This window comes from Ensifer sp. ENS11, from assembly GCF_014851895.1.
In the GTDB taxonomy this organism is placed as follows: domain Bacteria; phylum Pseudomonadota; class Alphaproteobacteria; order Rhizobiales; family Rhizobiaceae; genus Ensifer; species Ensifer canadensis.
In genome coordinates this window covers 61993-81672 of record NZ_JACVAN010000023.1, presented here as the reverse complement: position 1 = coordinate 81672, position 19680 = coordinate 61993, and the positions used below count along the sequence as shown (strand labels likewise).

At 61.9% G+C, this 19680-nt stretch carries 16 protein-coding genes; 7 read left to right on the top strand and 9 right to left on the bottom strand.

All coding sequences use genetic code 11. The annotated features are described in order from the left end of the window. The first annotated feature begins 24 nt into the window (after positions 1 to 24). Together IB264_RS29120 and IB264_RS29115 are read left to right on the top strand one after the other, a co-directional pair. The gene (locus IB264_RS29120) at positions 25 to 210 is read left to right on the top strand and encodes a hypothetical protein (RefSeq protein WP_025424668.1); all 186 of its coding nucleotides are present in this window, start codon (positions 25 to 27) and stop codon (positions 208 to 210) included. A 225-nt stretch (positions 211 to 435) separates the two neighbouring features. Then, a complete protein-coding gene (locus tag IB264_RS29115) occupies positions 436 to 1929 on the top strand; it encodes a sensor histidine kinase (RefSeq protein WP_025424669.1) in 1494 nt (497 codons plus the stop codon). Positions 1930 to 1968: 39 nt separating this feature from the next. Here the strand turns inward: IB264_RS29115 and IB264_RS29110 are convergent, their stop codons facing one another. From IB264_RS29110 to IB264_RS29100, 3 genes are all read right to left on the bottom strand, one after another. Then, the gene (locus tag IB264_RS29110) at positions 1969 to 2649 is read right to left on the bottom strand and encodes a response regulator transcription factor (protein ID WP_025424670.1); all 681 of its coding nucleotides are present in this window, start codon (positions 2647 to 2649) and stop codon (positions 1969 to 1971) included. Positions 2650 to 3101: 452 nt separating this feature from the next. Continuing rightward, positions 3102 to 4271 carry a GTP-binding protein gene (locus IB264_RS29105; protein ID WP_057217891.1) on the bottom strand — a complete coding sequence of 390 codons (1170 nt, stop codon included), beginning with the start codon at positions 4269 to 4271 and terminating at the stop codon, positions 3102 to 3104. A 12-nt stretch (positions 4272 to 4283) separates the two neighbouring features. Beyond that, positions 4284 to 5354, bottom strand: coding sequence for a D-alanyl-D-alanine carboxypeptidase family protein (locus IB264_RS29100; protein WP_025424672.1), 1071 nt, complete (start codon positions 5352 to 5354; stop codon positions 4284 to 4286). A gap of 191 nt (positions 5355 to 5545) precedes the next feature. Between IB264_RS29100 and IB264_RS29095 the strand changes: the two genes are divergently transcribed. Both IB264_RS29095 and IB264_RS29090 read left to right on the top strand, forming a co-directional pair. Beyond that, entirely contained in the window at positions 5546 to 6709 is a 1164-nt protein-coding gene (locus IB264_RS29095) for a M20 aminoacylase family protein (protein ID WP_025424673.1), read from the top strand. 22 nt (positions 6710 to 6731) lie between these two features. After that, positions 6732 to 7196 (top strand): Lrp/AsnC ligand binding domain-containing protein, encoded by a 465-nt coding sequence (locus IB264_RS29090; RefSeq protein WP_025424674.1) that lies wholly within the window; start codon positions 6732 to 6734, stop codon positions 7194 to 7196. Positions 7197 to 7272: 76 nt separating this feature from the next. On the opposite strand, the gene IB264_RS29085 is transcribed toward IB264_RS29090, so the two are convergent. Beyond that, a complete protein-coding gene (locus tag IB264_RS29085) occupies positions 7273 to 8322 on the bottom strand; it encodes an NAD(P)-dependent alcohol dehydrogenase (RefSeq protein ID WP_025424675.1) in 1050 nt (349 codons plus the stop codon). Between the two features lie 221 nt (positions 8323 to 8543). On the opposite strand from IB264_RS29085, the gene IB264_RS29080 reads away from it, so the two are divergent. Next, positions 8544 to 9485: an AraC family transcriptional regulator gene (locus IB264_RS29080; RefSeq protein WP_025424676.1), complete on the top strand. Its 942-nt coding sequence runs from the start codon at positions 8544 to 8546 to the stop codon at positions 9483 to 9485. Between the two features lie 34 nt (positions 9486 to 9519). Here the strand turns inward: IB264_RS29080 and IB264_RS29075 are convergent, their stop codons facing one another. Next, positions 9520 to 10002 carry an Lrp/AsnC family transcriptional regulator gene (locus IB264_RS29075; protein ID WP_051509126.1) on the bottom strand — a complete coding sequence of 161 codons (483 nt, stop codon included), beginning with the start codon at positions 10000 to 10002 and terminating at the stop codon, positions 9520 to 9522. Between the two features lie 79 nt (positions 10003 to 10081). Between IB264_RS29075 and IB264_RS29070 the strand changes: the two genes are divergently transcribed. Together IB264_RS29070 and IB264_RS29065 are read left to right on the top strand one after the other, a co-directional pair. Further along, positions 10082 to 13138 (top strand): aminotransferase class III-fold pyridoxal phosphate-dependent enzyme, encoded by a 3057-nt coding sequence (locus tag IB264_RS29070; protein ID WP_057217892.1) that lies wholly within the window; start codon positions 10082 to 10084, stop codon positions 13136 to 13138. 109 nt (positions 13139 to 13247) lie between these two features. Continuing rightward, the gene (locus tag IB264_RS29065; protein WP_025424679.1) at positions 13248 to 14258 is read left to right on the top strand and encodes an amino acid ABC transporter substrate-binding protein; all 1011 of its coding nucleotides are present in this window, start codon (positions 13248 to 13250) and stop codon (positions 14256 to 14258) included. A gap of 509 nt (positions 14259 to 14767) precedes the next feature. On the opposite strand, the gene IB264_RS29060 is transcribed toward IB264_RS29065, so the two are convergent. The 4 genes from IB264_RS29060 to IB264_RS29045 all read right to left on the bottom strand — a co-directional run bounded on the left by IB264_RS29060 (position 14768) and on the right by IB264_RS29045 (position 19586). After that, on the bottom strand, positions 14768 to 15655 hold the full coding sequence (locus IB264_RS29060) for a branched-chain amino acid ABC transporter permease (protein WP_025424680.1): 888 nt from the start codon (positions 15653 to 15655) through the stop codon (positions 14768 to 14770). A 25-nt stretch (positions 15656 to 15680) separates the two neighbouring features. Continuing rightward, complete coding sequence (locus IB264_RS29055; RefSeq protein WP_107028043.1) at positions 15681 to 16418, bottom strand: ABC transporter ATP-binding protein; 738 nt, start codon at positions 16416 to 16418, stop codon at positions 15681 to 15683. A 92-nt stretch (positions 16419 to 16510) separates the two neighbouring features. Next, complete coding sequence (locus IB264_RS29050) at positions 16511 to 17674, bottom strand: ABC transporter substrate-binding protein (protein WP_025424682.1); 1164 nt, start codon at positions 17672 to 17674, stop codon at positions 16511 to 16513. A 34-nt stretch (positions 17675 to 17708) separates the two neighbouring features. Then, positions 17709 to 19586: an ATP-binding cassette domain-containing protein gene (locus IB264_RS29045; protein WP_025424683.1), complete on the bottom strand. Its 1878-nt coding sequence runs from the start codon at positions 19584 to 19586 to the stop codon at positions 17709 to 17711. Positions 19587 to 19680: the final 94 nt, after the last annotated feature.

The following is a 19680-nucleotide window of genomic DNA, read 5'->3' as shown; positions in this document are numbered from 1 at the left end:
TCCTCAGTGGAGCGGATGAGGGCGATGAAGCGCAAAATGGATCGGAATATCGTCCGCGGTTGCGAACTGGCCAGCCACCCCTATGAGCAACGGATCGTCATTCTCGAGCGGAACGGTGCTATCGCCACCCCCGGTGATCAGGTGAGACCATGGTGGAAGAATTGGACGCGCAGCGAAGCCGTCGTCAGCGCGACGAATAACGTCGTGTGATTTTCGCGACCAAAGGCCCGTTCGACCACCGACTAAGGTCCCCTAGAGTCGGACCTTAGTCGCCGCTAGATTTTGCAGGATCGTACAGAGTGAATGTCTGCCAAACTGACAACCAGCGTGCGAAATCCGATTTATCGCGTTTTTTGCCTGTGATGCCGGAATTGGCGGTCGCATTTTTAAAGAACAGGGAACATAAAAACACTAGCAGGTGATCGGGCAAATTTCATGGACTCCGTTGGGAACGACACAGAAACCGCCAAGCAAACCTTCCTGCTGAACCTGCGCCAGGCAGCAACCTTGAGAAACCTGCTGTCGACATTCCAGCGACTGCGGCTTGAGGTGCAGTTCATCATCATTGCCTCCTTCGTCGTTGTGGCGTTGATGATCGCACTCGCGGTCTGGACGACGAACCGTCTGGAAAAGACCGTCTTCAATAGCGTCGGCTCGCTCGGCGCTGCCTATCTCCAGACATTTGTTGCGCCGCTGATCTCCGAGGAGGACATCAAACGCGGCGTGCTGCCGCCATTCGTCGAAGACAAACTCAAGCAGCTGCTGGGCACCAGCGCGCTCGGCCAGCATGTCCACGAGCTGAAGATCTGGGGGCCAGACGGAAGCCTGATGTATTCGACTTCGGGCAAGGAGATCGACGAGGAGGTTGTCTTCGAAGAGCTACAGCGCGCCTTGGCGGGCGAGATCGTCGTTTCGCGTACGATGATCGAGAAACACGAATACACCGGTGACGAGCAGCGCGGCATGTACATCGAGGTCTACGCCCCGCTCGTGCGAAACGAAGCCGGCAAGGTGCTGTTGGTCGGTGAATTCTACGAGCGCCCCGATTTCCTGGTGGGCGAACTGTCGACGGCCTGGCGGGAGACGATCAGCATCGTGCTTCTCGTCTCGGTCCCGATGCTGGCGCTCCTCTTCCTGATCGTTCGTAGCGGCAGCCTGCTCATCGATCGCCAACACGCCGCCATCCGCCACAGCCTGCGACGCGCGCTGGAACTCTCCAACCAGAACCGACGGCTGCGTGGGGCTGCGGAAACGGCGCGGCTCGAGGCCGGCAAGCTCAATGAGATGATCCTCGACCAGATCGGTACGGATCTGCACGATGGTCCGGTCCAGCTGTTGACCTTGCTGAAGCTGAGGCTGAGCGATATGGCCACGCAACCGATCGGCGGCCAGTCAGCGGATCCGGTAAGGCGGCAGGATATCGACAAGCTGGTCAGTACGGTTACGACGGCACTTGAGGAGCTGAGGAACATTTCGACCGATCTCGTGCTGCCGGAGCTCGACGACATGTCGCTCAGCGACACGATCCAGCTTGCGGTAAGGCGGCACGTGGATGTCATCGGCCGCGAGATCGATGTTGTCGGACTGATCGCCTCGCAGACGGTCGATCCACACCTCAACATCTGCGTCTATCGTTTCATCCAGGAAGCCCTGATGAACAGCGAGCGACATGCGCCGGGCAACCGCCAGCACCTGCGCTACGGCACGCGCCATAACCGCCTCTTCATCACCGTGGCCGATGTGGGCACCGCACCATCGACGACTGTGTCCGTGCGCAGCACCGGCCGCACAGGGCTCGGCACCATCACGCAGAAGCGCCGCATTCGCGCATTTGGCGGTCGCATGCGTACCATCCGCCGGGCGAGCGGAACGGTGGTAACAGCGGTTCTGCCACTCGATCACAGCGGCGGCTCGTTCGATCGTCACTAGAGCATGTCGTCACCGCAAAACCGCTTTGCGCGACATGCGCTAGTTGATGCGCCGTGATGCGCTGCGTTCGGCAGAGCCGTCCGGCAACACATCCAGGCGCTGCGCCGCCAGCACCACTTCCACACGGTTCCTGACGTCGAGTTTCTGCATCAACACCGTCATGTAATGCTTGACGGTCTTTTCGCTGATATCGAGGCAGGCCGCTATTTCGCGGTTGGTGCTACCACGCATGAGATGGCGAACGATCTGCTCTTCGCGCAGGCTCAGGCGTCGTTGTGCCTGGGATCGCCGACGGATTTCCGCTGTCTTCATGGCCATGATGACCTTGGTCGCGAACCCCGCCGTGATGAACGTTTCACCGTCATAGACCGTGCGTATGGCCTCGTGCAGGTCGCTGGCGCTGCTGCCCTTCAGCACATAGCCAGAGACCCCGTAGTTCAGGACTTGTATCGCGGTTTCAATGCTTGAATTTGCGGTGAAGACGATGATCCGCGTGTCTTTGTATTTTTGCGTAACCAGCTCGATAGCCGCAATGGCATCGCCGGGCATGCTCAAATCGAGCACGAGAACTTCAGGTGAAAATTCTTCAACTATTTTCAAAGCATCGACCGCGTTTTCGCCCTTCGCGACGATCTCGAGGTCACTTTTTCCAGAATATAAGCTGACCAGTCCTTCCAGGAGGATCGGATGGTCGTCAACAAATGCAACTGATATCGACATGGTCGTTGCTCTCCCTCCGCAACAAACATGCTAGTTCATCAGATCAGTGTTTTAAAGAAGACACTAACTTCTAGTTAATTTGGCAAGCACAGAAATATCGGTCCGACGTGGCGAAAGCCGCGGACTAAACATCGACAATACCGCGCAAATACTCGCCCTTTTTGATTTAAGAGGCCGACAAGCACCGTATGGGAAAAACCGGACAAAGGTTCGTTGACTTCAATCTTTACAGGCAGTTATAGATCTGACACCGCGTGTTGATTGGTGAATCCACGCGTCCATGGCACAAACATCGCCATTCTCAGAGCGGTTTCGGCAAGTTAGAAGTAAAGCCAAAATATTAGCCCAAAAATGTTTATGCGCCTGCTGAAACATCACCCGAAAGTACTACAGATTTTAACCGTTTCCCGCGCCATTTGCAGCAAAAGACGGCCGGCGTCACGCAAACAATTCTAGAATTTCATTCCAGGCACCACGAGAGGATTATCGGAAAGCGCCTGCGCGTCGGGACGATCAATGCGTGGCTTGCCCGTAAAGGCATCGAAAAGGTCGCGCACGAATGCTTCGCTCAACCCCTTGGTGATCAGCACCATACGCGTGCGCCGATCAGCCGGATCCGGCCAGACGGACAGCCGCTCCGGCGTGTGAAAGACATTCTGCACGCCATGCAGGACCAACGGCCGCTCCGGATTGTCGGAGACTGCGACAATCGCCTTCATCCGCAACAGCTTCTCGCCATGGGCCGAGCGCAATAGATCGATGAACATGTCGAGCGCCATCGGCTCGATCGGCCTGTCATGCACGATGCTGAACGAACGGATGTCCGCCCCGTGGCGCGTCGCATCGTGATGATGGTGGTGGTGGTGGTGGTGGTGGTGATCATGATCGCGATGGTGGCCGTGGTCGCCGTCATGATGATGCTGATCGTGGAGATGATGCCCATGATCGGCTTCGTCCTGCAGCCAGCGGCCGACATCGGCGATCTTCGACGCCGGGTCGTAAAGGCCGCAGGCAAAGAGCGCGCCCCGCCCTGCTTCGGGACTGTCGCCATCAATGAACGGCGCGCGCGGATTGAGCGCCCGCAGTCGCAACCGTAACTCGTCCAATTGTGCCTGGTCGGCAAGGTCCGCCTTGCTGATGACGATGCGATCGGCGACCGCGACCTGCTTCAGAGCTTCCTCGTGGTTGGCAAGCGTCTGCAGCCCGTTGACCGCATCCACCACAGTCACCACGCCATCGAGACGAAAACTCTGGGCAATCACCGGGTTGCCGATCACCGATTGCAGCACCGGCGCCGGGTCGGCAAGTCCGGTCGTCTCGATGACGACGCGCTTCAGCGGCTTGATCCGGCCGGTCTGCATCCGGTCCATGAGGTCGGCAAGCGTATCCACCAGCTCGCCGCGCACCGTGCAGCACAGGCAGCCGTCGGAAAGCTCGATGACGCCGTCGCTTGAGGCTTCCACCAACAGGTGGTCGATGGAGACATCGCCGAATTCGTTGATGATGACGGCCGTATCCGAGAGATCCGGGTCCTTCAGAAGCCGGTTCAGCAGCGTCGTTTTGCCCGCACCGAGAAAACCGGTCAGGATCGAAACCGGCACGGCCGGCAGTGGGCTAACCATTGGAAACTCCGATCAGAGGCTCGGCCGCGGCACCGGGATCGGCACATTGGCGACATCGCCCTGGCCAGCCGGATCGGCGCCCACCTTGGCCAGCTTGTCGCCGCTGCCGGGGATGAGGCCGGCAAAGGCCAGCTTCAGCGGACGGCCGATCTCGTGGATGAACGGCGAGAGCAGCTTCTGCCGCCCGGCTTCGTCACGCCCTTCGCTGCGCACCTTGGCTGCCGCTTTCGAGCAGATCTGCTTGCTGACATCGGCAACCAGGTCGCGCGTTTCACCATAAGGCGCGATCTGTACCAGCGACGGCTTGGCTGTTCCCGATGTCGTCAGCGCCGTCTGCAGCAGGCGCGCGGATTCGTCGGCACGGGCGCCGAGGCTGTCTTCGCCAAGCACGACGGAAACGACGCTGCGGCCATCACGCGTCGCCGAGGAGACCTGGTTGAAACCGGACGCGCAGATGAAACCGGTCTTCATGCCGTCAGCGCCTTCGAACCGGCCGATCAGCATGTTGTAGTTCGCATAGTCCTTCTTGCCGGTGGTGAACCCTTCCAGCGAGAAATAGGACGCGTATTCGGGAAACTCGCGCTTCAGCGTGATCGCCAGCACGGCAAGGTCGCGCGCGGTGGTGTACTGGCCGGGCCCCGGCAGGCCGTTGGCATTGATGAAATGCGACGACGTCATGCCGATGCGGCGCGCTTCGGAATTCATCCTGTCGATGAAGGCGGGCTCGGAACCGCCAACGGTTTCGGCGATCGCCACGGCCACGTCGTTCGCCGACTTCACCAGCATCATCTTCAGCGCGCTGTCGAGCGTCATCGCCTGGCCGGGCTTGTAGAACATCTTGCTCGGCGGCTCCGAAGCGGCGTTCTTGGTCATCACCACAGGGCTTGTCAGCGCCAACTGTCCCGACTTGATCGCCCGGAAGGTGGTATAGGCCGTCATCAGCTTGGTCAGCGACGCCGGATACCATTTCTGGAAGATGTCCTGATGCTCGTAAACCTTCAACGTATTGACGTCGACGACGAGCCGCGGATTGGCAACCGCCGGCATAGCCATGAGAAGGCTCGCGCAGGCACCGGCCACGATACCCACTGCTCTTGCCTTGCCTCGCATGAAAAATCCTGCTGTCACCACCATAGTCCTCGAAATTCCGCTGTTGCCTCGTCTCGTCCGGCTATTTAGCCTATATGGCGAGGAGATGGCAAAGCCCATTCGTTGGCTGCTGCGCCAATCCACCGCAGATAGATGTGATCGAACAGACCGACAGGACTCAACTCATGCCGATTCTCAACCGCGCCGCCGAACTGCAAAACGAAGTCACCGAATGGCGGCGTCATCTGCACAAGAACCCCGAGCTCCTGTTCGCGGTGGAAAATACGGCAGCCTTCGTCGAAATGAAACTGAAGGAGTTCGGCGTTGACGAAATCGTGACCGGCCTTGGTCGGACCGGCGTCGTCGGCCTGATCAAGGGCAATCTCGGTGCTGGCCGCACCATCGGCCTGCGCGCCGACATGGATGCGCTGCCGATCACCGAGACATCAGGCAAGTCCTGGGCGTCGGAAACTTCCGGCAAGATGCACGCCTGCGGCCATGACGGCCACACCGCCATGCTGCTCGGCGCGGCCAAATATCTGGCCGAGACCCGCAACTTCGCTGGCAGCGTCGCGGTCATCTTCCAGCCGGCAGAAGAAGGCGGCGGCGGCGGCAACGAGATGGTCAAGGACGGCATGATGGAGCGCTTCGACATCGCCGAAGTCTACGGCATGCACAATATGCCTGGCATGCCCGTCGGGCATTTCGGCAGCCGCGTCGGCGCGATCATGGCCTCGACCGACGAGTTCACCATCACCATCAAGGGCCGTGGCGGCCATGCGGCCCAGCCGCACAAGACGATCGACCCGATCGTCATCGGCACGCAGATCGTCACTGCATTGCAGACAATCGCGTCGAGAACGGTCGATCCGCTCGCTTCCGTCGTGGTCTCGGTCACCAAATTCAACGCCGGCTTTGCCCACAACGTCATCCCGGAGGAGGCGGTGCTCGGCGGCACCGTGCGCACCCTGAAGCCCGAAGTGCGCGATATCGGCGAGACCCGCATCCGGCTGATCGCCGAAGGCATCGCCGACGTCTATGGCGCAACCGTCGATGTCTGGTACAGCCGCAACTATCCGGTGACCGTCAACCATGAGGACGAGACGGGCTACGCGCTGAAGGCAGCGGCGGAAATTGCCGGCGAAGGCAATATCAGGCCGTCGCTCGATCCGATGATGGGCGGCGAGGATTTCTCCTACATGCTGCTCGCCCGCCCGGGGGCCTTCATTTTCATGGGCAACGGCGACACCGCCGGGCTGCACCACCCGGGCTATGACTTCAACGACGAAGCGATCCCGCACGGGATTTCCTATTGGGTGAAACTCGCGGAAACGCGACTTGCCGCCTGAGGCGCGAGCGGGAGGCGGCACGATGCATCAGATCGACAAGATAGACCGTAGAATTCTCAACATCCTGCAGGCGGATGGCCGGATCACCAATCTGGAGCTTGCCGATCGCATCGGCCTGTCACCGACGGCAACAAGCGAAAGACTGCGCCGGCTGTTGAAGGAAGGGTATGTTTCGGGCTTCGGCGCCCGTCTCGATCCGCAGAAGCTCGGCTTCGGCCTGCTCGTCTTCATCGAGGTCATGCTCGACAAGACGACGCCCGACGTGTTCGATCAGTTCGCGATCGCGATCAAGCAGGCGCCGGCGGTTCTCGAATGTCACATGGTCGCCGGCGGCTTCGACTATCTCGTCAAGACCCGCTTCGAGGACATGGCGGCCTACCGCAATTTCCTTGGCCAGGTGCTGTGGACGCTGCCGGGCGTCAAGGAAACCCGCACCTATGCTGTCATGGAAGAGATCAAGAACGACGGGCCACTGCCGCTCGTCTGAGACCAAATAAGAATGACCCCGGGAGCCGATGGGATCCCGGGGCAAGCACTTTAGTACGGCACCCCTGAACCCGCGCTTACGCCGCGTCGAGCGACGCCATGTCGATGACGAAGCGGTAGCGGACGTCGCTCTTGACGACACGCTCGTAGGCTTCGTTGATCTCCTGGATCTTGATCGTTTCGATCTCCGAGACGATGTTGTGGGCGCCGCAGAAGTCGAGCATTTCCTGGGTTTCCTTGATCGAACCGATCATCGAGCCGGAAATGCTGCGGCGGGCCGGAACCAGCGCGAAGGCATGGACCGGCACGGCATTTTCCGGAATACCGACCAGCACGAAATCGCCGTCGACCTTCAACAGGTTGAGATAGGCGTTCCAGTCGATCTCGGCTGCGACCGTGCAGATGATCAGGTCGAACTGGCCCTGAAGCGTCTTGAAGGTTTCCGGATCGTTGGTGGCGAAGTAGTGGTCGGCACCGAGCTTCAGCCCGTCTTCCTTCTTCGACAGGCTTTGGCTGAGCACCGTCACCTCCGCGCCCATGGCGTGGGCGATCTTGACGCCCATATGGCCGAGACCGCCCATGCCGACGATCGCGACCTTCTTGCCGGGACCGGCCTTCCAGTGACGAAGCGGCGAATAGAGCGTGATGCCGGCACACAAAAGCGGTGCCGCCGCGTCGAGCGGCAGGTTTTCCGGGATCGACAGGACATAGCCTTCCTTGACGACGATGCTGTCGGAGTAGCCACCCTGCGTCGCTGTCTTGCCGTCGGCCTCGACGCCGTTATAGGTCACCACCAGACCTGGCATGTAATGCTCCAGATCGACGTCGCGTGTCGCGCAGGTGGTGCACGAATCGACGAAGCAGCCGACGCCGGCGCGGTCACCCACCTTGAATTTGGTGACCTTGGAGCCGACGGCGGTGACGATGCCGACGATCTCGTGGCCGGGGACCATCGGGAAGGCCGAGTTGCCCCATTCGTTGCGTGCCTGGTGAATGTCGGAGTGGCAGACGCCGCAATATTTGATGTCGATCACCACGTCGTTGTCGCGCGGCTCGCGACGTTCGAAGGTGAAGGGCGTCAGCGGTTTCGACGCGTCGGTCGCCGCATATCCTCTTGCAATGGCCATCAGTCTGTCCTTCAATTTTGGGAGATGCGAAATGACCGGAGCGTTACCGGCAGATCGCAGGCAGGGACTATGCGTTCGCGATCGGCAAAAGCGTTATCGCGATCCTGCAAAGTTTTTGCCCGATCCTGCAAGAATGAAAAATATATGATGGCAATAGCGCTTCGAAGCCTTATCTGAGCATTGCCGCACACAATGCTAAGCCGCTGGAAAGACCACAGAATATGACAGCCACGCGACAGACTGCCAGACAGGACATGATCGACGTCATTGCCCGGATCACCGGGAAGGACGGCGACCACCAGACCGCAATCCCAGGTTTGAGCATTCATCGCCATTCCGGCGACGCACCCGTCAATTGCGCGGCCTACAAGCCGAGCCTTGCGATCATCGTCCAGGGCGCCAAGCGCGTGGTACTCGGCGACGAGACGCTGATCTATGGCGCTTCCGATTATCTGCTGACGTCGATCGACCTGCCGGTGTTGTCGCAGGTCTGCAAGGCTTCGGCCGACGAGCCTTATCTCAGCTTCGCCTTCCAGATCGATACGGCCAAGATTCCGGCATTGCTCGACTTTCTGGCGCAGGGGCATATGCCGGCCTCCGCCTCGCCGCGCGGCATGACGGTCAGCAAGATCACACCTGACCTCGAAGATGCAGCACTCAGGCTCTTGCGGCTACTCGACCGGCCCGACGATATTCCCGCACTGCTGCCGCTGGTCGAGCAGGAAATTCTGTATCGCCTGGTGACCGGCCCGCACGGCCACCGGCTTCGCCAGATGGCAACAGTCGAAAGCCAGCCGCATCAGGTCGGCCGCGCCGTCGCCTGGCTGAAGGAGCACTATTCCCGGCCGCTGCGCATCGACGACCTAGCGAGCCGGGTCTCGATGAGCGTTTCGTCGCTGCACCACCATTTCAAGGCGATCACCGCAATGAGCCCGCTGCAGTACCAGAAGCAGTTGCGGCTGCAGGAGGCGCGGCGGCTGATGCTGGAAGAAAGTCTCGATGCCGGAGATGCCGGCCATCAGGTCGGCTACGAGAGCCAGTCGCAATTCAGTCGCGAATATGCCCGCCACTTCGGCGAGCCGCCGTTGCGCGACATCGGCCGCGTGCGCCGTACGTTGGTCGAGCGCTTCTCCGGCGAGGCGGAGATGCTGAGCGAGGGGTGATACGCCTCAGGTTCTTTCGATATCCCCGGGAATATCAGCTACGCTCGATATCCCGCCTGAGCACGATCGACGTCGTCAGATCCTCGACGTTGTCCATGGTCGCCACTTCGTTGCGCAGTTCATTCAGCGCGTTGATGGAGCCGACCTCGACCTCGACGACCAGATCGAGCTGGCCGCTGACGGAGGAAACCTTGCGCACGGAAGAAAAGCCGGCGAGCCGGTCAAGCACGCCGATCGACGGCGTACGCTGCAGCGTGACGAGCAGGAAGGCCTGGATCTGCCCCTCCTCCAGCTGGCCGATATCGGCGCGGTAGCCGCGAATGATGCCCGCCTTTTCCAGGCGGGTGACGCGCTCCGTCGTCGCACTTCGGGAAAGCCCGATCCTGCCCGCCAGCGACTTCATCGGGATGCGCGCCTCCCGCGACAGGATGCTGAGGATCGTCCGGTCGATCGCGTCGATGTCCTGCATGATTTCCGCCTCCGAGCGCGCCGACAAGATGACGGTTATTATAAACATAATGTCGGTGCAACCGGCATAATGCCGGATGCATGCGTCGGCCGCTCGTGCAACTCTGCCTCTCAAGACGAGGGTTCCCATGAACGACATGCTGAAGACGACACCAGACTTTTCTATCGACGCTGCGTCAGCACTGCTGAAGCAGCATTACGGCCTTTCCGGCACGCTGTCGCTGCTGGCCAGCGAACGCGACCAGAACTTCAAGGTCGAGGCCGCCGACGGCGCCACCTATATCCTGAAGGTCGTCAATGCCGCCGAGCCCGAGGTCGAGAGCGACTTCCAGACGGCGCTGCTCAGCCATGTCGGAACCTTTGCCGCCGAATTGCCGGTGCCGCACATCAAGCCGACATTGGCCGGCACCAGCCTTGCCGGAACCACCAGCCAGCACGGCGTCAGCCACAGGCTGCGCCTCGTCAGCTGGGTCTCGGGCAACCCGCTCGCCGAAACCGGCCGCAGCACCAGTGCGCTCCAGTCGCTCGGCCAGATGCTCGGCCGCTTCGACGCCTCGCTGAAAGGCTTCATGCATCCGGGTGCGTTGCGCGACCTCGACTGGGACATTCGCAAGGCCGGCCGTTCCAGGGACAGGCTGAACCATGTAACCGAGCCGGATGACCGCGCATTGCTGGAGCGTTTCCTTGTCCGCTTTGCAAAGTCGGTGGAGCCGAGGCTGGCGACACTGCGGTCGGCTGTCATCCACAACGACGCCAACGACTGGAACGTACTGGTCGACAAATCAGATCATGACCGCATCTCCGGGCTGATCGATTTCGGCGACGCACTCTATGCGCCCGTCATTGCCGAAGTCGCCATTGCCGCCGCCTATGCCGGTCTCGACCATCCCGACCCGATCGGCGCCACCGCCGCCATCGCCCGCGGCTTCCACGCGGAATATCCGCTGCTCGAAGAGGAAGTCGATCTTCTCTTCGACCTCATCGCCATGCGGCTCGTCACCTCGGTGACGATCTCGGCCTCGCGCCGCGCCCACACGACCGACAATCCTTACCTTGCCATCAGCGAAAGGCCAGCCTGGACGCTCTTGCGCAAACTCGACCGGATGAACCCGCGCTTTGCCACCGCGATCCTGCGCAAGGCCTGCGGCTTCGAGGCAGCTCCGGGAACGCGCGGCGTTACCGCCTGGATTAGCGAAAACCGCAAGGCGCTCGCGCCGCTGCTCGAACGCCCGGCCGCGACCTACCCAGCAGCGCTCGTGCCCTACGGCGACCCTGATCATCCGATGACGGTGAAATCCGCCGGTGAACAGCCGGATGAGGCCCAGGCGATCTGGGAAGACTATTGCCGCGAAAACGGCGTCGATCTCGGCATCGGCCCCTGGGGTGAGGCGCGCACCGTCTATGCCGGCGAAATGTTCGTCTCACGGCTGGTCGAGAACACCCGCCGCACCTGCCATCTCGGGCTCGACCTGTTCATGGCAGCCGGCACCAAGGTGTTCACACCGATCGCCGCCACCGTCGTCAGCGTCGAGATCGAGGCGGACCCGCTTGGTTACGGCTGCCTGATTGCGCTTCGCCACGAACCCGAGGGCTGCCCGCCCTTCGTGTCGCTCTGGGGTCATCTGGCGCACGAGACAATGGGCCGGATCAAGGCTGGCGACCGGCTCGAAGCCGGTGCGCTCGTCGGCGAAATGGGTGCTCCGATGGAAAACGGCGGCTGGGCGCCGCACCTGCATTTGCAGCTTTCCATCGACGCAAACCTTTCGGCGACCGAAATCCTCGGCGTCGGCGAACCGCAATATCTCGACGTCTGGGCCGAGCTCTTCCCCGATGCGCGCACCTTCGCCGGCATTGCCGAGGAGTTTTACGCAAAGAGCGGTCGTGCGCATGACGAGATCGTCAAGCTGCGCAAGGAACTGCTGCTGCCGAACCTGTCGATCTCCTACGAAAAGCCGATCAAGTTCGTGCGCGGCGAAGGCGTCTGGCTGATCGACGACAGTGGCCGCGCCTATCTCGACTGCTTCAACAATGTCTGCCACATCGGCCACGCCCATCCCGCGGTCGTCGAGGCGATGACGAAGCAGGCGGCGATCCTCAACACCAACACGCGCTATCTGCACGACAATATTGTCGCCTATGCGGAACGGCTGACCGCGACGCTGCCGAAAGAACTGACAGTCGCCGGTTTCGTCAACAGCGGCTCGGAGGCAAACAGCCTGGCGCTGCGCATGATGCGCGCGCATACGGGCCGTGAAAACGCCATCACGCTCGACTGGTCCTATCACGGCACCACGCAGGAGCTGATCGACATCAGCCCCTACAAATTCCGTCGCAAAGGCGGCAAGGGCCCGAAACCGCATGTCCATGTCGCTGCCGTTCCCGACAGCTATCGCGCGCCCGCCGATTGGCCGGCAGAAGAACACGGCAAGCGCTTTGCCGAAAGCGTCGCAGAGCAGATCGCGGCCATGCAGGCAAAGGGCGAAGGCCTCGGCTTCTTCATCGCGGAATCGATCCCGAGCGTTGCCGGCCAGGTGTTCCTGCCCGAAGGCTACTTGAAGGAAGTCTATCGCCTGGTGCGCGAAGCCGGCGGCGTCTGCGTCGCCGATGAGGTTCAGGTCGGCTTCGGCCGTGTCGGCAGCCACTGGTGGGCGTTCGAGACTCAAGGGATCGTTCCCGACATCGTCACCATGGGCAAGCCGATCGGCGACGGCCATCCGCTGGCCGCCGTCGTCACCACCCGCGAGGTCACCGACAGCTTCAACAACGGCATGGAGTACTTCAACACCTTCGGCGGAAACCCGGTTTCCTGCGCCGTCGGCCTTGCCGTGCTCGACGTCATCGAGGGGCAGGACCTGCGCGGCAACGCACTTGCTATCGGCAACTACCTCATCGGCTCCTTCCGGGCGATGCAGGCGCGTTACGAGGTGATCGGCGACGTCCGCGGCATGGGGCTGTTCCTTGGCATCGAACTGGTCAGCGACCGCAATACCAAGGCACCCGCCACCGAATTTGCCCGGGCCGTTTCCAACGGCGCCCGCCAGCGCGGCGTGTTGATGGGCACCGAAGGGCCACATGACAACGTCTTGAAGATGCGTCCGCCGATGATCTTCTCGAAACGCGACGCCGATCATCTGCTCGCCGTCCTCGAAGAGACCTTTGCGGATGTGAGCAGGAAGCTCGGTTAAGACCGGGCTCGATACCGCCGAAACGATAGCCAGTTGGCCGGGACGCGCACGTGCCCCGGCAGCGAAGACGCGTGCCTTTAAAACTGCATAACAAGAGGAGAACAGGACAATGAAACTTGGAATTCTAGCACTTGCGAGTGCGGCGTTTCTCGCCGGAACGGCAGCCAGCGCCGCCACGCTTGATGTCGTCAAGGAACGCGGCGAACTTCGCTGCGGCGTCAGCCAGGGCGTGCTCGGCTTTTCCGCGCCGAACGACAAGGGCGAGTGGAGCGGCTTCGACATCGACTTCTGCCGCGCGGTCGCTGCGGCCACGCTCGGCAACCCGGACAAGGTGAAATACGTGCCGCTCTCGACCAAGGAGCGCTTCACCGCGCTGCAGTCGGGCGAAGTCGATCTGCTTTCGCGCCAGACCACCTGGACGCTGTCGCGCGACAGCGATCTCGGCATGAGCTTCGTCGGCGTCAACTACTATGACGGCCAGGCCTTCATGGTGCGCAACGACCTCGGCGTGAAGAGCGTCAAGGAACTCTCGGGCGCCTCCGTCTGCACGGAAACCGGCACGACCACCGAGCAGAACATGGCCGACTACTTCAGCTCCAACAACATCCAGTACCAGGTCATCGCTTTCGAAAAGCCCGACCAGACGATCCAGGCCTTCAACACGGCGCGCTGCGACGTCTATTCGACCGACGCCTCGGCGCTCTACGCCCAGCGCCTGACGCTGAACGACCCGGACCGCTTCGTCGTGTTGCCGGAAGTCATCTCCAAGGAGCCGCTCGGACCGGCCGTGCGCCAGGGCGACGAGCAGTGGTTCAAGGTCGTTCGCTGGACATTGTTCGCGATGATCGAGGCCGAAGAACTTGGTATCACCAAGGAGAACGCGGCCAAGATGCAGGAAAGCGGCACGGTCGGCCAGAAGCGGTTCCTGGGCATCGACAACGAAGCCGGCAAGGCGCTGGGCCTCGGCCCGACATGGGCCTTCCAGGCGATCTCCGCCGTCGGCAACTATGGCGAGGTCTTCGAAAAGCACCTGGGCAAGGACAGTGCGCTCAAGATCGACCGCGGCCTCAACAAGCTGTGGAGCCAGGGCGGCCTGATGTACGCGCCGCCGGCGCGCTGATCGCAGGCAAATCCGGAGAAGGTCTTCCCTCCGGAATTGCGCCAATAAATAGACCAACCAACCATGCGCCGCGGCCCTCACCGCGGCGTTTTTCGCTTCTGGCGTTTGACAAGGGGCGGTTGCATTCTGTCTGTCTGCTCGGAGCGAGGCGTTGCGCAACGCCGCTTGTGGCAGCTTTCCCAAGGGGGATCTGGAGGTTCCGACAAAACGTACGGCGATGATGGACAGCGGACAGTCGACAAGTCAGGCCTCGTCATAGCAGATCGGGAAATCCCGACACCAGCGAAGACTTCCCTCATCCCTGTGCCTGTCACAGGGATCCAGCCAGCCCAAGTCCTTGGGCTGAAAAGTCCTCTGACCCGACCGACGTCGGATCGCTGGATTCCGGCACAAGGCCGGAATGAGGGCGTGGGGATGCCCCTTTCGTCAAACAGCAGGATCTGTCACCGTCTGACATTTCCGACGCCGGAGCGTTTTTTCTGGTCAACCGACAGGTGGGGCGCAACCCTTCAGAGTTTGACGATCGTCTTGCGCGCAAGCAGCCCCTGCGGCGCGAAGAGAAGCACGCCGATGACGAGCAGGATGGTGAAGGCATCGCGGTAGCTGAGCAGGCTTTCCGGCAGATAGGCCTGCAGGAACACCTCGATGAAGCCGAGCAGGAAGCCGCCGGCAACGGCGCCGGAGAGGCTGCCGAGCCCGCCAATGATCGCGGCGATGAAGGCCTTCAAGACCGGCAGGAAGCCCATCAGCGGATCGACGCTGCCGCGCTGCGCCACCCAGAGAATGCCCGCGACGCCCGCGAGCAGTCCCGAAATGGCAAAGGCGGTCGCAACCACGGCATTGGCGCGAATACCCATCAGCCGGACGATGGCGAAATCCTCCGAAGCCGCACGCATCGCCCGGCCGAGAACGGTGGTGCGCAGGAAGAGGTTGAGCCCGACGAGCATGATGACCGTGACCAGGATCGATGTGCCTTGGATCAGGCCGAGGTGAAGGCCACCGATCTCGATCGTCCCGGAAAAGCTCTCCGGCATCGGCACCGGCTTCGGCCGCGCCGAAATGAAGTTCTGGAAGATGACGCGCAGGATGGCGCTGACGGCAAAGCTGGTGAGAAGCAGCGTCGTGCCGCTCGCGCCCCGCACCGGCCGAAAGGCGATGCGCTCCATCAACATGGCAAGCGCCACCGCGATCATCAGCGCGCCGAAGATGGCGAGCGGAAAGGGCACGCCCAGCAGAAGGGCGAAGCACAGCCCGTAGCCCGCCGCCGTCATCAGTTCGCCATGGGCGAAATTGATCAGCCCCATGATCGAGAAGACGACCGCGAGCCCAAGCGCGAGAAGCGCATAGGTGCCGCCGAGGCTCAGCGCGTTGACCAGCTGCTGCAGGAACATGTCCATCGTTGTGACCTCTTTGCCCCCGGCCTCAAGCGCCGAGATAGGCACCCTGGATTTCAGTTGAATTGCGAAGTTCGGCGGCAGTGCCGGAGAGCACGATGCGCCCGTTCGCCATGACATAGCCCGCGTCGGCGATTTCGAGCGAAAGTGCTACGTTCTGCTCGACGAGCAGGATCGTCAGGCCCTTCTGGCGCAGACCGGCGATCAGGTCGAAGATCAGGTCGACCACCTGCGGCGCCAGCCCGAGCGAAGGCTCGTCGAGCAGCAAAAGGTCGGGCGACGACATCATCGAACGGGCGATCGCCAGCATCTGCTGCTCGCCACCGGACAGCGAACCGGCTTTCTGGCTAAGACGTTCTTTCAGGATCGGGAAACGCGACAGCATGTCCTCGCGCACGTCGGATATCACCCCGCGCGCCTTGTGCATGGCGCCGCCAAGCAGCAGGTGTTCGTCCACCGTCAGGCTTGGAAAGATGCGCCGGCCTTCCGGCGTCAGCGTCATGCCGAGCCTGACGATCTGTTCCGGCGGCAGGCCGGAAATGTCCTGGCCATTGAACGACACCCGCCCCGCCTTCTTTGCCGCCAGGCCCATCAGCGCATTCAGCGTCGAGCTCTTGCCGGCGCCGTTGGCGCCGAGCAGCGTGACGATCTGCCCTTTGTTGACGGTGAGATCGACCCCCTTCAGCGCCTCGACGGCACCATAGGCAACCTTGAGGCCGCTCACTTCGAGCAGGGGCTTCTGAGCGGGAATTTCACTGTGCATCATCGGGGCAAAGTCCTTGCCATGGATTGCGAGACGGCCCTGCAGGCGGCCGAACGATCTCCGGCGCGACGCCGAAGATCGCAAGTGGTGGCGGCTCAGGGGGCCGGAATGTCGGCCGCGGCGGGAACGCCCTGGCTGATCAGCTCGCGGTTGCCACCTCCGATGCGAACCAGCGAGACCGAACGCAATGGCATGCCTTGCGTGCCGGCGTAGCTGATCGGGCCGGTGACACCCTGGACGTTTTCGAGCGAGGCGATGGCGTTGCGGATGGCGACCGGGTCGATGCTGTTGGCTTCGGTCACGGCAGCGTCGATGACCTTGCCGAGGTCGTAGCCGTTGGCAATGTAGACCGTATCCGGCACCTGACCGAACTTCTCCTTGTACTTCACGTTGAAGTCGGCGAGCGGGCTGCCCTCACTGGCAAACCCGGCCGTGGTGAAGACCACGCCGTCGACGGTGGCGCCAAGTCCGAATGTCGTCGGCGAATCGATGCCGTCGCTGCCGAGGATCGGAATGGTGACGCCGGCGCCGCGCAGCTGGCGGATGAAGGCCGGAAAATCGGGCTCGTAGGCAGCCGTCATGATGACGTCGGGTGCCGGATTCATCGCCTTGATCTTGGTGACTTCGGCGCCGAAATCCTGCTGGCCCATGCTGAAGGTGCCTTCGCCCAGAAGCTCGCCGCCCTTGGCCTTGAAGGCTTCGCCGAAATATTCCGGAAGCTTCAGCGTATAGGCGCTATCGGGAGACTTGAGGATGTAAGCCTTCTTGTAGCCCTTCTCGACGGCGTAGGCTGCGAGCACTGCGGCCTGGACGTTGTCGGCGGGATAGTTGCCGAACATGTAGTCGCCGACAGCAAGCGGCATGGTCGGGGTGGTCGCACAGAACGAGAAGGCAGGGATTTGCGCCGCCTGCGTCACCTGGCCGGCGGCGATCGACGGATCGGCATCGCAAGGCGTGATCATGATCTTGACGCCCTGATCAACCAGTTCCTGCGCCACCAGTGCCGTCTGGGCAGCGTCCGAGCGCGTGTCCTTGGCCACCAGCTTGATCGGGAACTTGCCGGCAGCGCCGCCAGCCGCGTTGATTTCCTCGACGGCCATTTCCAGGCCCTTCAGCGACGGCTGGTCATAGGGAGCAAGGCCGCCGGTTTGGGCGGTGGCAAGACCGATGACCAAATCTTCGGCAAATGCCGGCAGCGGCGACAGCGCGAAGCCGCTAAGGATGGTGGTGAGGCACAGTGCCCTGAGATTCGATTTCATCGGTAAGCTCCCTCTTTCTGATTTCGTTTGCTGATCAAGCTGGATTGTGAAGGCTGCCTGTGCCCGGCCGGAGACCGGTGGCCTCGACAACCTCATGCTGCGCCTGCGCTGACGAACGGCGACGGCCGATATAGGCTTCGATCACAGCCGGGTTGGCCTGGATCTCCGCCGGTGTGCCGATGGCGATCTGCTGGCCCTTGTTGAGGACGACGACGATATCGCAGAGCCGCATGATCAGCTTCAGGTCATGCTCGACGACGAGCAGGCCGAGGCGGTACTTCGTGCGGATGCGGTCGAGCACGTGCATCAGTTCCTGCGTTTCGGCAGGGTTCATGCCGGCCGCCGGCTCGTCGAGCAGCAGGTAGCGCGGCCTCAAGGCCAGTGCGCGGGCGATCTCGAGACGGCGTTGCGCGCCATAGGAAAGTGTTCCGGCAAGCTGGTCGGAAAAGCCGTCGAGCCCAACCTCTGAAAGCACCAGCCGGGCGCTTTCCATCGGGTCCTCGCCATTGCCCTTCAAAGCACTCGCCGCCACCGTGACGTTTTCGAGCACGGTCAGGTTCTTGAACAGGCGGATGTTCTGGAAGGTGCGCGCGAGGCCGGCGACAGGAACCGCGTGAACCGACAGCGATGCGATATCTTTGCCGTCGATCAGCACGCGGCCACTCGACGGCGGAACGACGCCGGAGACGCTGTTGATCAGCGTCGACTTGCCGGCCCCATTCGGGCCGATGAGACCGGTCACGAGACCCGGCTTGATCTCGAAATTGGCGTTTTCCAGCGCCACAAGTCCGGCGAATTTCTTGCCGAGATTTTCGACCTTGAGTGTTCCGCCCGGTGGGACCGGAGCAATTTTTTGCGCGCTGTCGGAGGCTGTCGCAGGCTTTGCGGCAAAGCGCTTCAACCAGGCAAGACGCTCATCCAGCTCGCGGACCCCGAAGATCCCGTCCTGGAGCCGATACATCACCACCAGGATCGCAACGCCGATGCCGATATCCGTGAGACCGAAGACGGTCGGAAGCGTGACGAAGCCGAGGTCGACACCGCCTTCGAGTTTGCGCAGAAGCTCGACGATCAGCATGATCACGGCCGTTCCGCCGACCGCACCCGAAACGGTGGTGACGCCACCGAGGATCAGCATGGCGAGCAGCACGAAGGTCAGGTTGAAATAGAAGTCCTTGGGCGAGAAGGCGCCGAGGAAATGCGCCAGCAACGCGCCCGCCGCCCCTGCCAGAATGGCGCCGAGGACCCAGCCGACAAACCGATGAAGCCTGACATTGACGCCGACGGCGGTCGAGGCGATCTCGTCCTCACGTGAGGCCCTCAACTTCAGCCCCGCGCTCGAATCCCGGTAGAGACGGGCGATGGCGATGGCGGCCACCGCAAAAGGCAACGCCACCCACAGATTGACCGCGCGCGGGATGCCGAAGAAGGTCTGGCTGCCGCGGGTGATATCGGTCGAGGCGACCAACACGACATGGACGATCACGAGAAAGCCGAGCGTCGCGATCGAAGCCGATGAACCGGCAAGGCGCGCGACGGGTATTCCGATCAGCACCGCGACTAGCGCCACGACCACCAGCGCCACGGCAAGCGCCGGCAGGAACGACATGCCGATGCCGGCGAGCCATTCCGGCAGGTGCGGCAGCGCCGTCTTCTGGACGATCGGGTTGATGGTGAGAAGGCCGGACGCATAGGCGCCGATCGCCATGAAGCCGACATGGCCGAAGGAAACGATGCCCGAATTGCCAGCATACATGCCGATGCCGAGCACTGCGATCACGTTGATCATGAACAGCGTCACGAGGCGCTCACCGCTCCCCGGAAAAACCAGCGAAGCGACGGCAGCGGCCACCAGCAGCGGCAACGACGTTAAAAGGATACCGACGACGGTTTCTCGCCTGACGCGGACCATCTGCATTCCCCCGAATTGTCGGCCCGCCTTTGTTTTTGGCTCGGGCCAGTTCCCGTAATGAAAGTTATCCCATCGCGATCAAATGTCAATCTTG

What these genes read in the sequence shown, in the direction of transcription:
- IB264_RS29120 (WP_025424668.1), top strand. Translation starts at nt 25, where the DNA reads ATGAAGCGCAAAATGGATCGGAATATCGTCCGCGGTTGCGAACTGGCC.
- IB264_RS29115 (WP_025424669.1), top strand. Translation starts at nt 436, where the DNA reads ATGGACTCCGTTGGGAACGACACAGAAACCGCCAAGCAAACCTTCCTG.
- IB264_RS29110 (WP_025424670.1), bottom strand. Translation starts at nt 2,649, where the DNA reads ATGTCGATATCAGTTGCATTTGTTGACGACCATCCGATCCTCCTGGAA.
- IB264_RS29105 (WP_057217891.1), bottom strand. Translation starts at nt 4,271, where the DNA reads ATGGTTAGCCCACTGCCGGCCGTGCCGGTTTCGATCCTGACCGGTTTT.
- IB264_RS29095 (WP_025424673.1), top strand. Translation starts at nt 5,546, where the DNA reads ATGCCGATTCTCAACCGCGCCGCCGAACTGCAAAACGAAGTCACCGAA.
- IB264_RS29090 (WP_025424674.1), top strand. Translation starts at nt 6,732, where the DNA reads ATGCATCAGATCGACAAGATAGACCGTAGAATTCTCAACATCCTGCAG.
- IB264_RS29085 (WP_025424675.1), bottom strand. Translation starts at nt 8,322, where the DNA reads ATGGCCATTGCAAGAGGATATGCGGCGACCGACGCGTCGAAACCGCTG.
- IB264_RS29080 (WP_025424676.1), top strand. Translation starts at nt 8,544, where the DNA reads ATGACAGCCACGCGACAGACTGCCAGACAGGACATGATCGACGTCATT.
- IB264_RS29075 (WP_051509126.1), bottom strand. Translation starts at nt 10,002, where the DNA reads ATGTTTATAATAACCGTCATCTTGTCGGCGCGCTCGGAGGCGGAAATC.
- IB264_RS29070 (WP_057217892.1), top strand. Translation starts at nt 10,082, where the DNA reads ATGAACGACATGCTGAAGACGACACCAGACTTTTCTATCGACGCTGCG.
- IB264_RS29065 (WP_025424679.1), top strand. Translation starts at nt 13,248, where the DNA reads ATGAAACTTGGAATTCTAGCACTTGCGAGTGCGGCGTTTCTCGCCGGA.
- IB264_RS29060 (WP_025424680.1), bottom strand. Translation starts at nt 15,655, where the DNA reads ATGGACATGTTCCTGCAGCAGCTGGTCAACGCGCTGAGCCTCGGCGGC.
- IB264_RS29055 (WP_107028043.1), bottom strand. Translation starts at nt 16,418, where the DNA reads ATGATGCACAGTGAAATTCCCGCTCAGAAGCCCCTGCTCGAAGTGAGC.
- IB264_RS29050 (WP_025424682.1), bottom strand. Translation starts at nt 17,674, where the DNA reads ATGAAATCGAATCTCAGGGCACTGTGCCTCACCACCATCCTTAGCGGC.
- IB264_RS29045 (WP_025424683.1), bottom strand. Translation starts at nt 19,586, where the DNA reads ATGGTCCGCGTCAGGCGAGAAACCGTCGTCGGTATCCTTTTAACGTCG.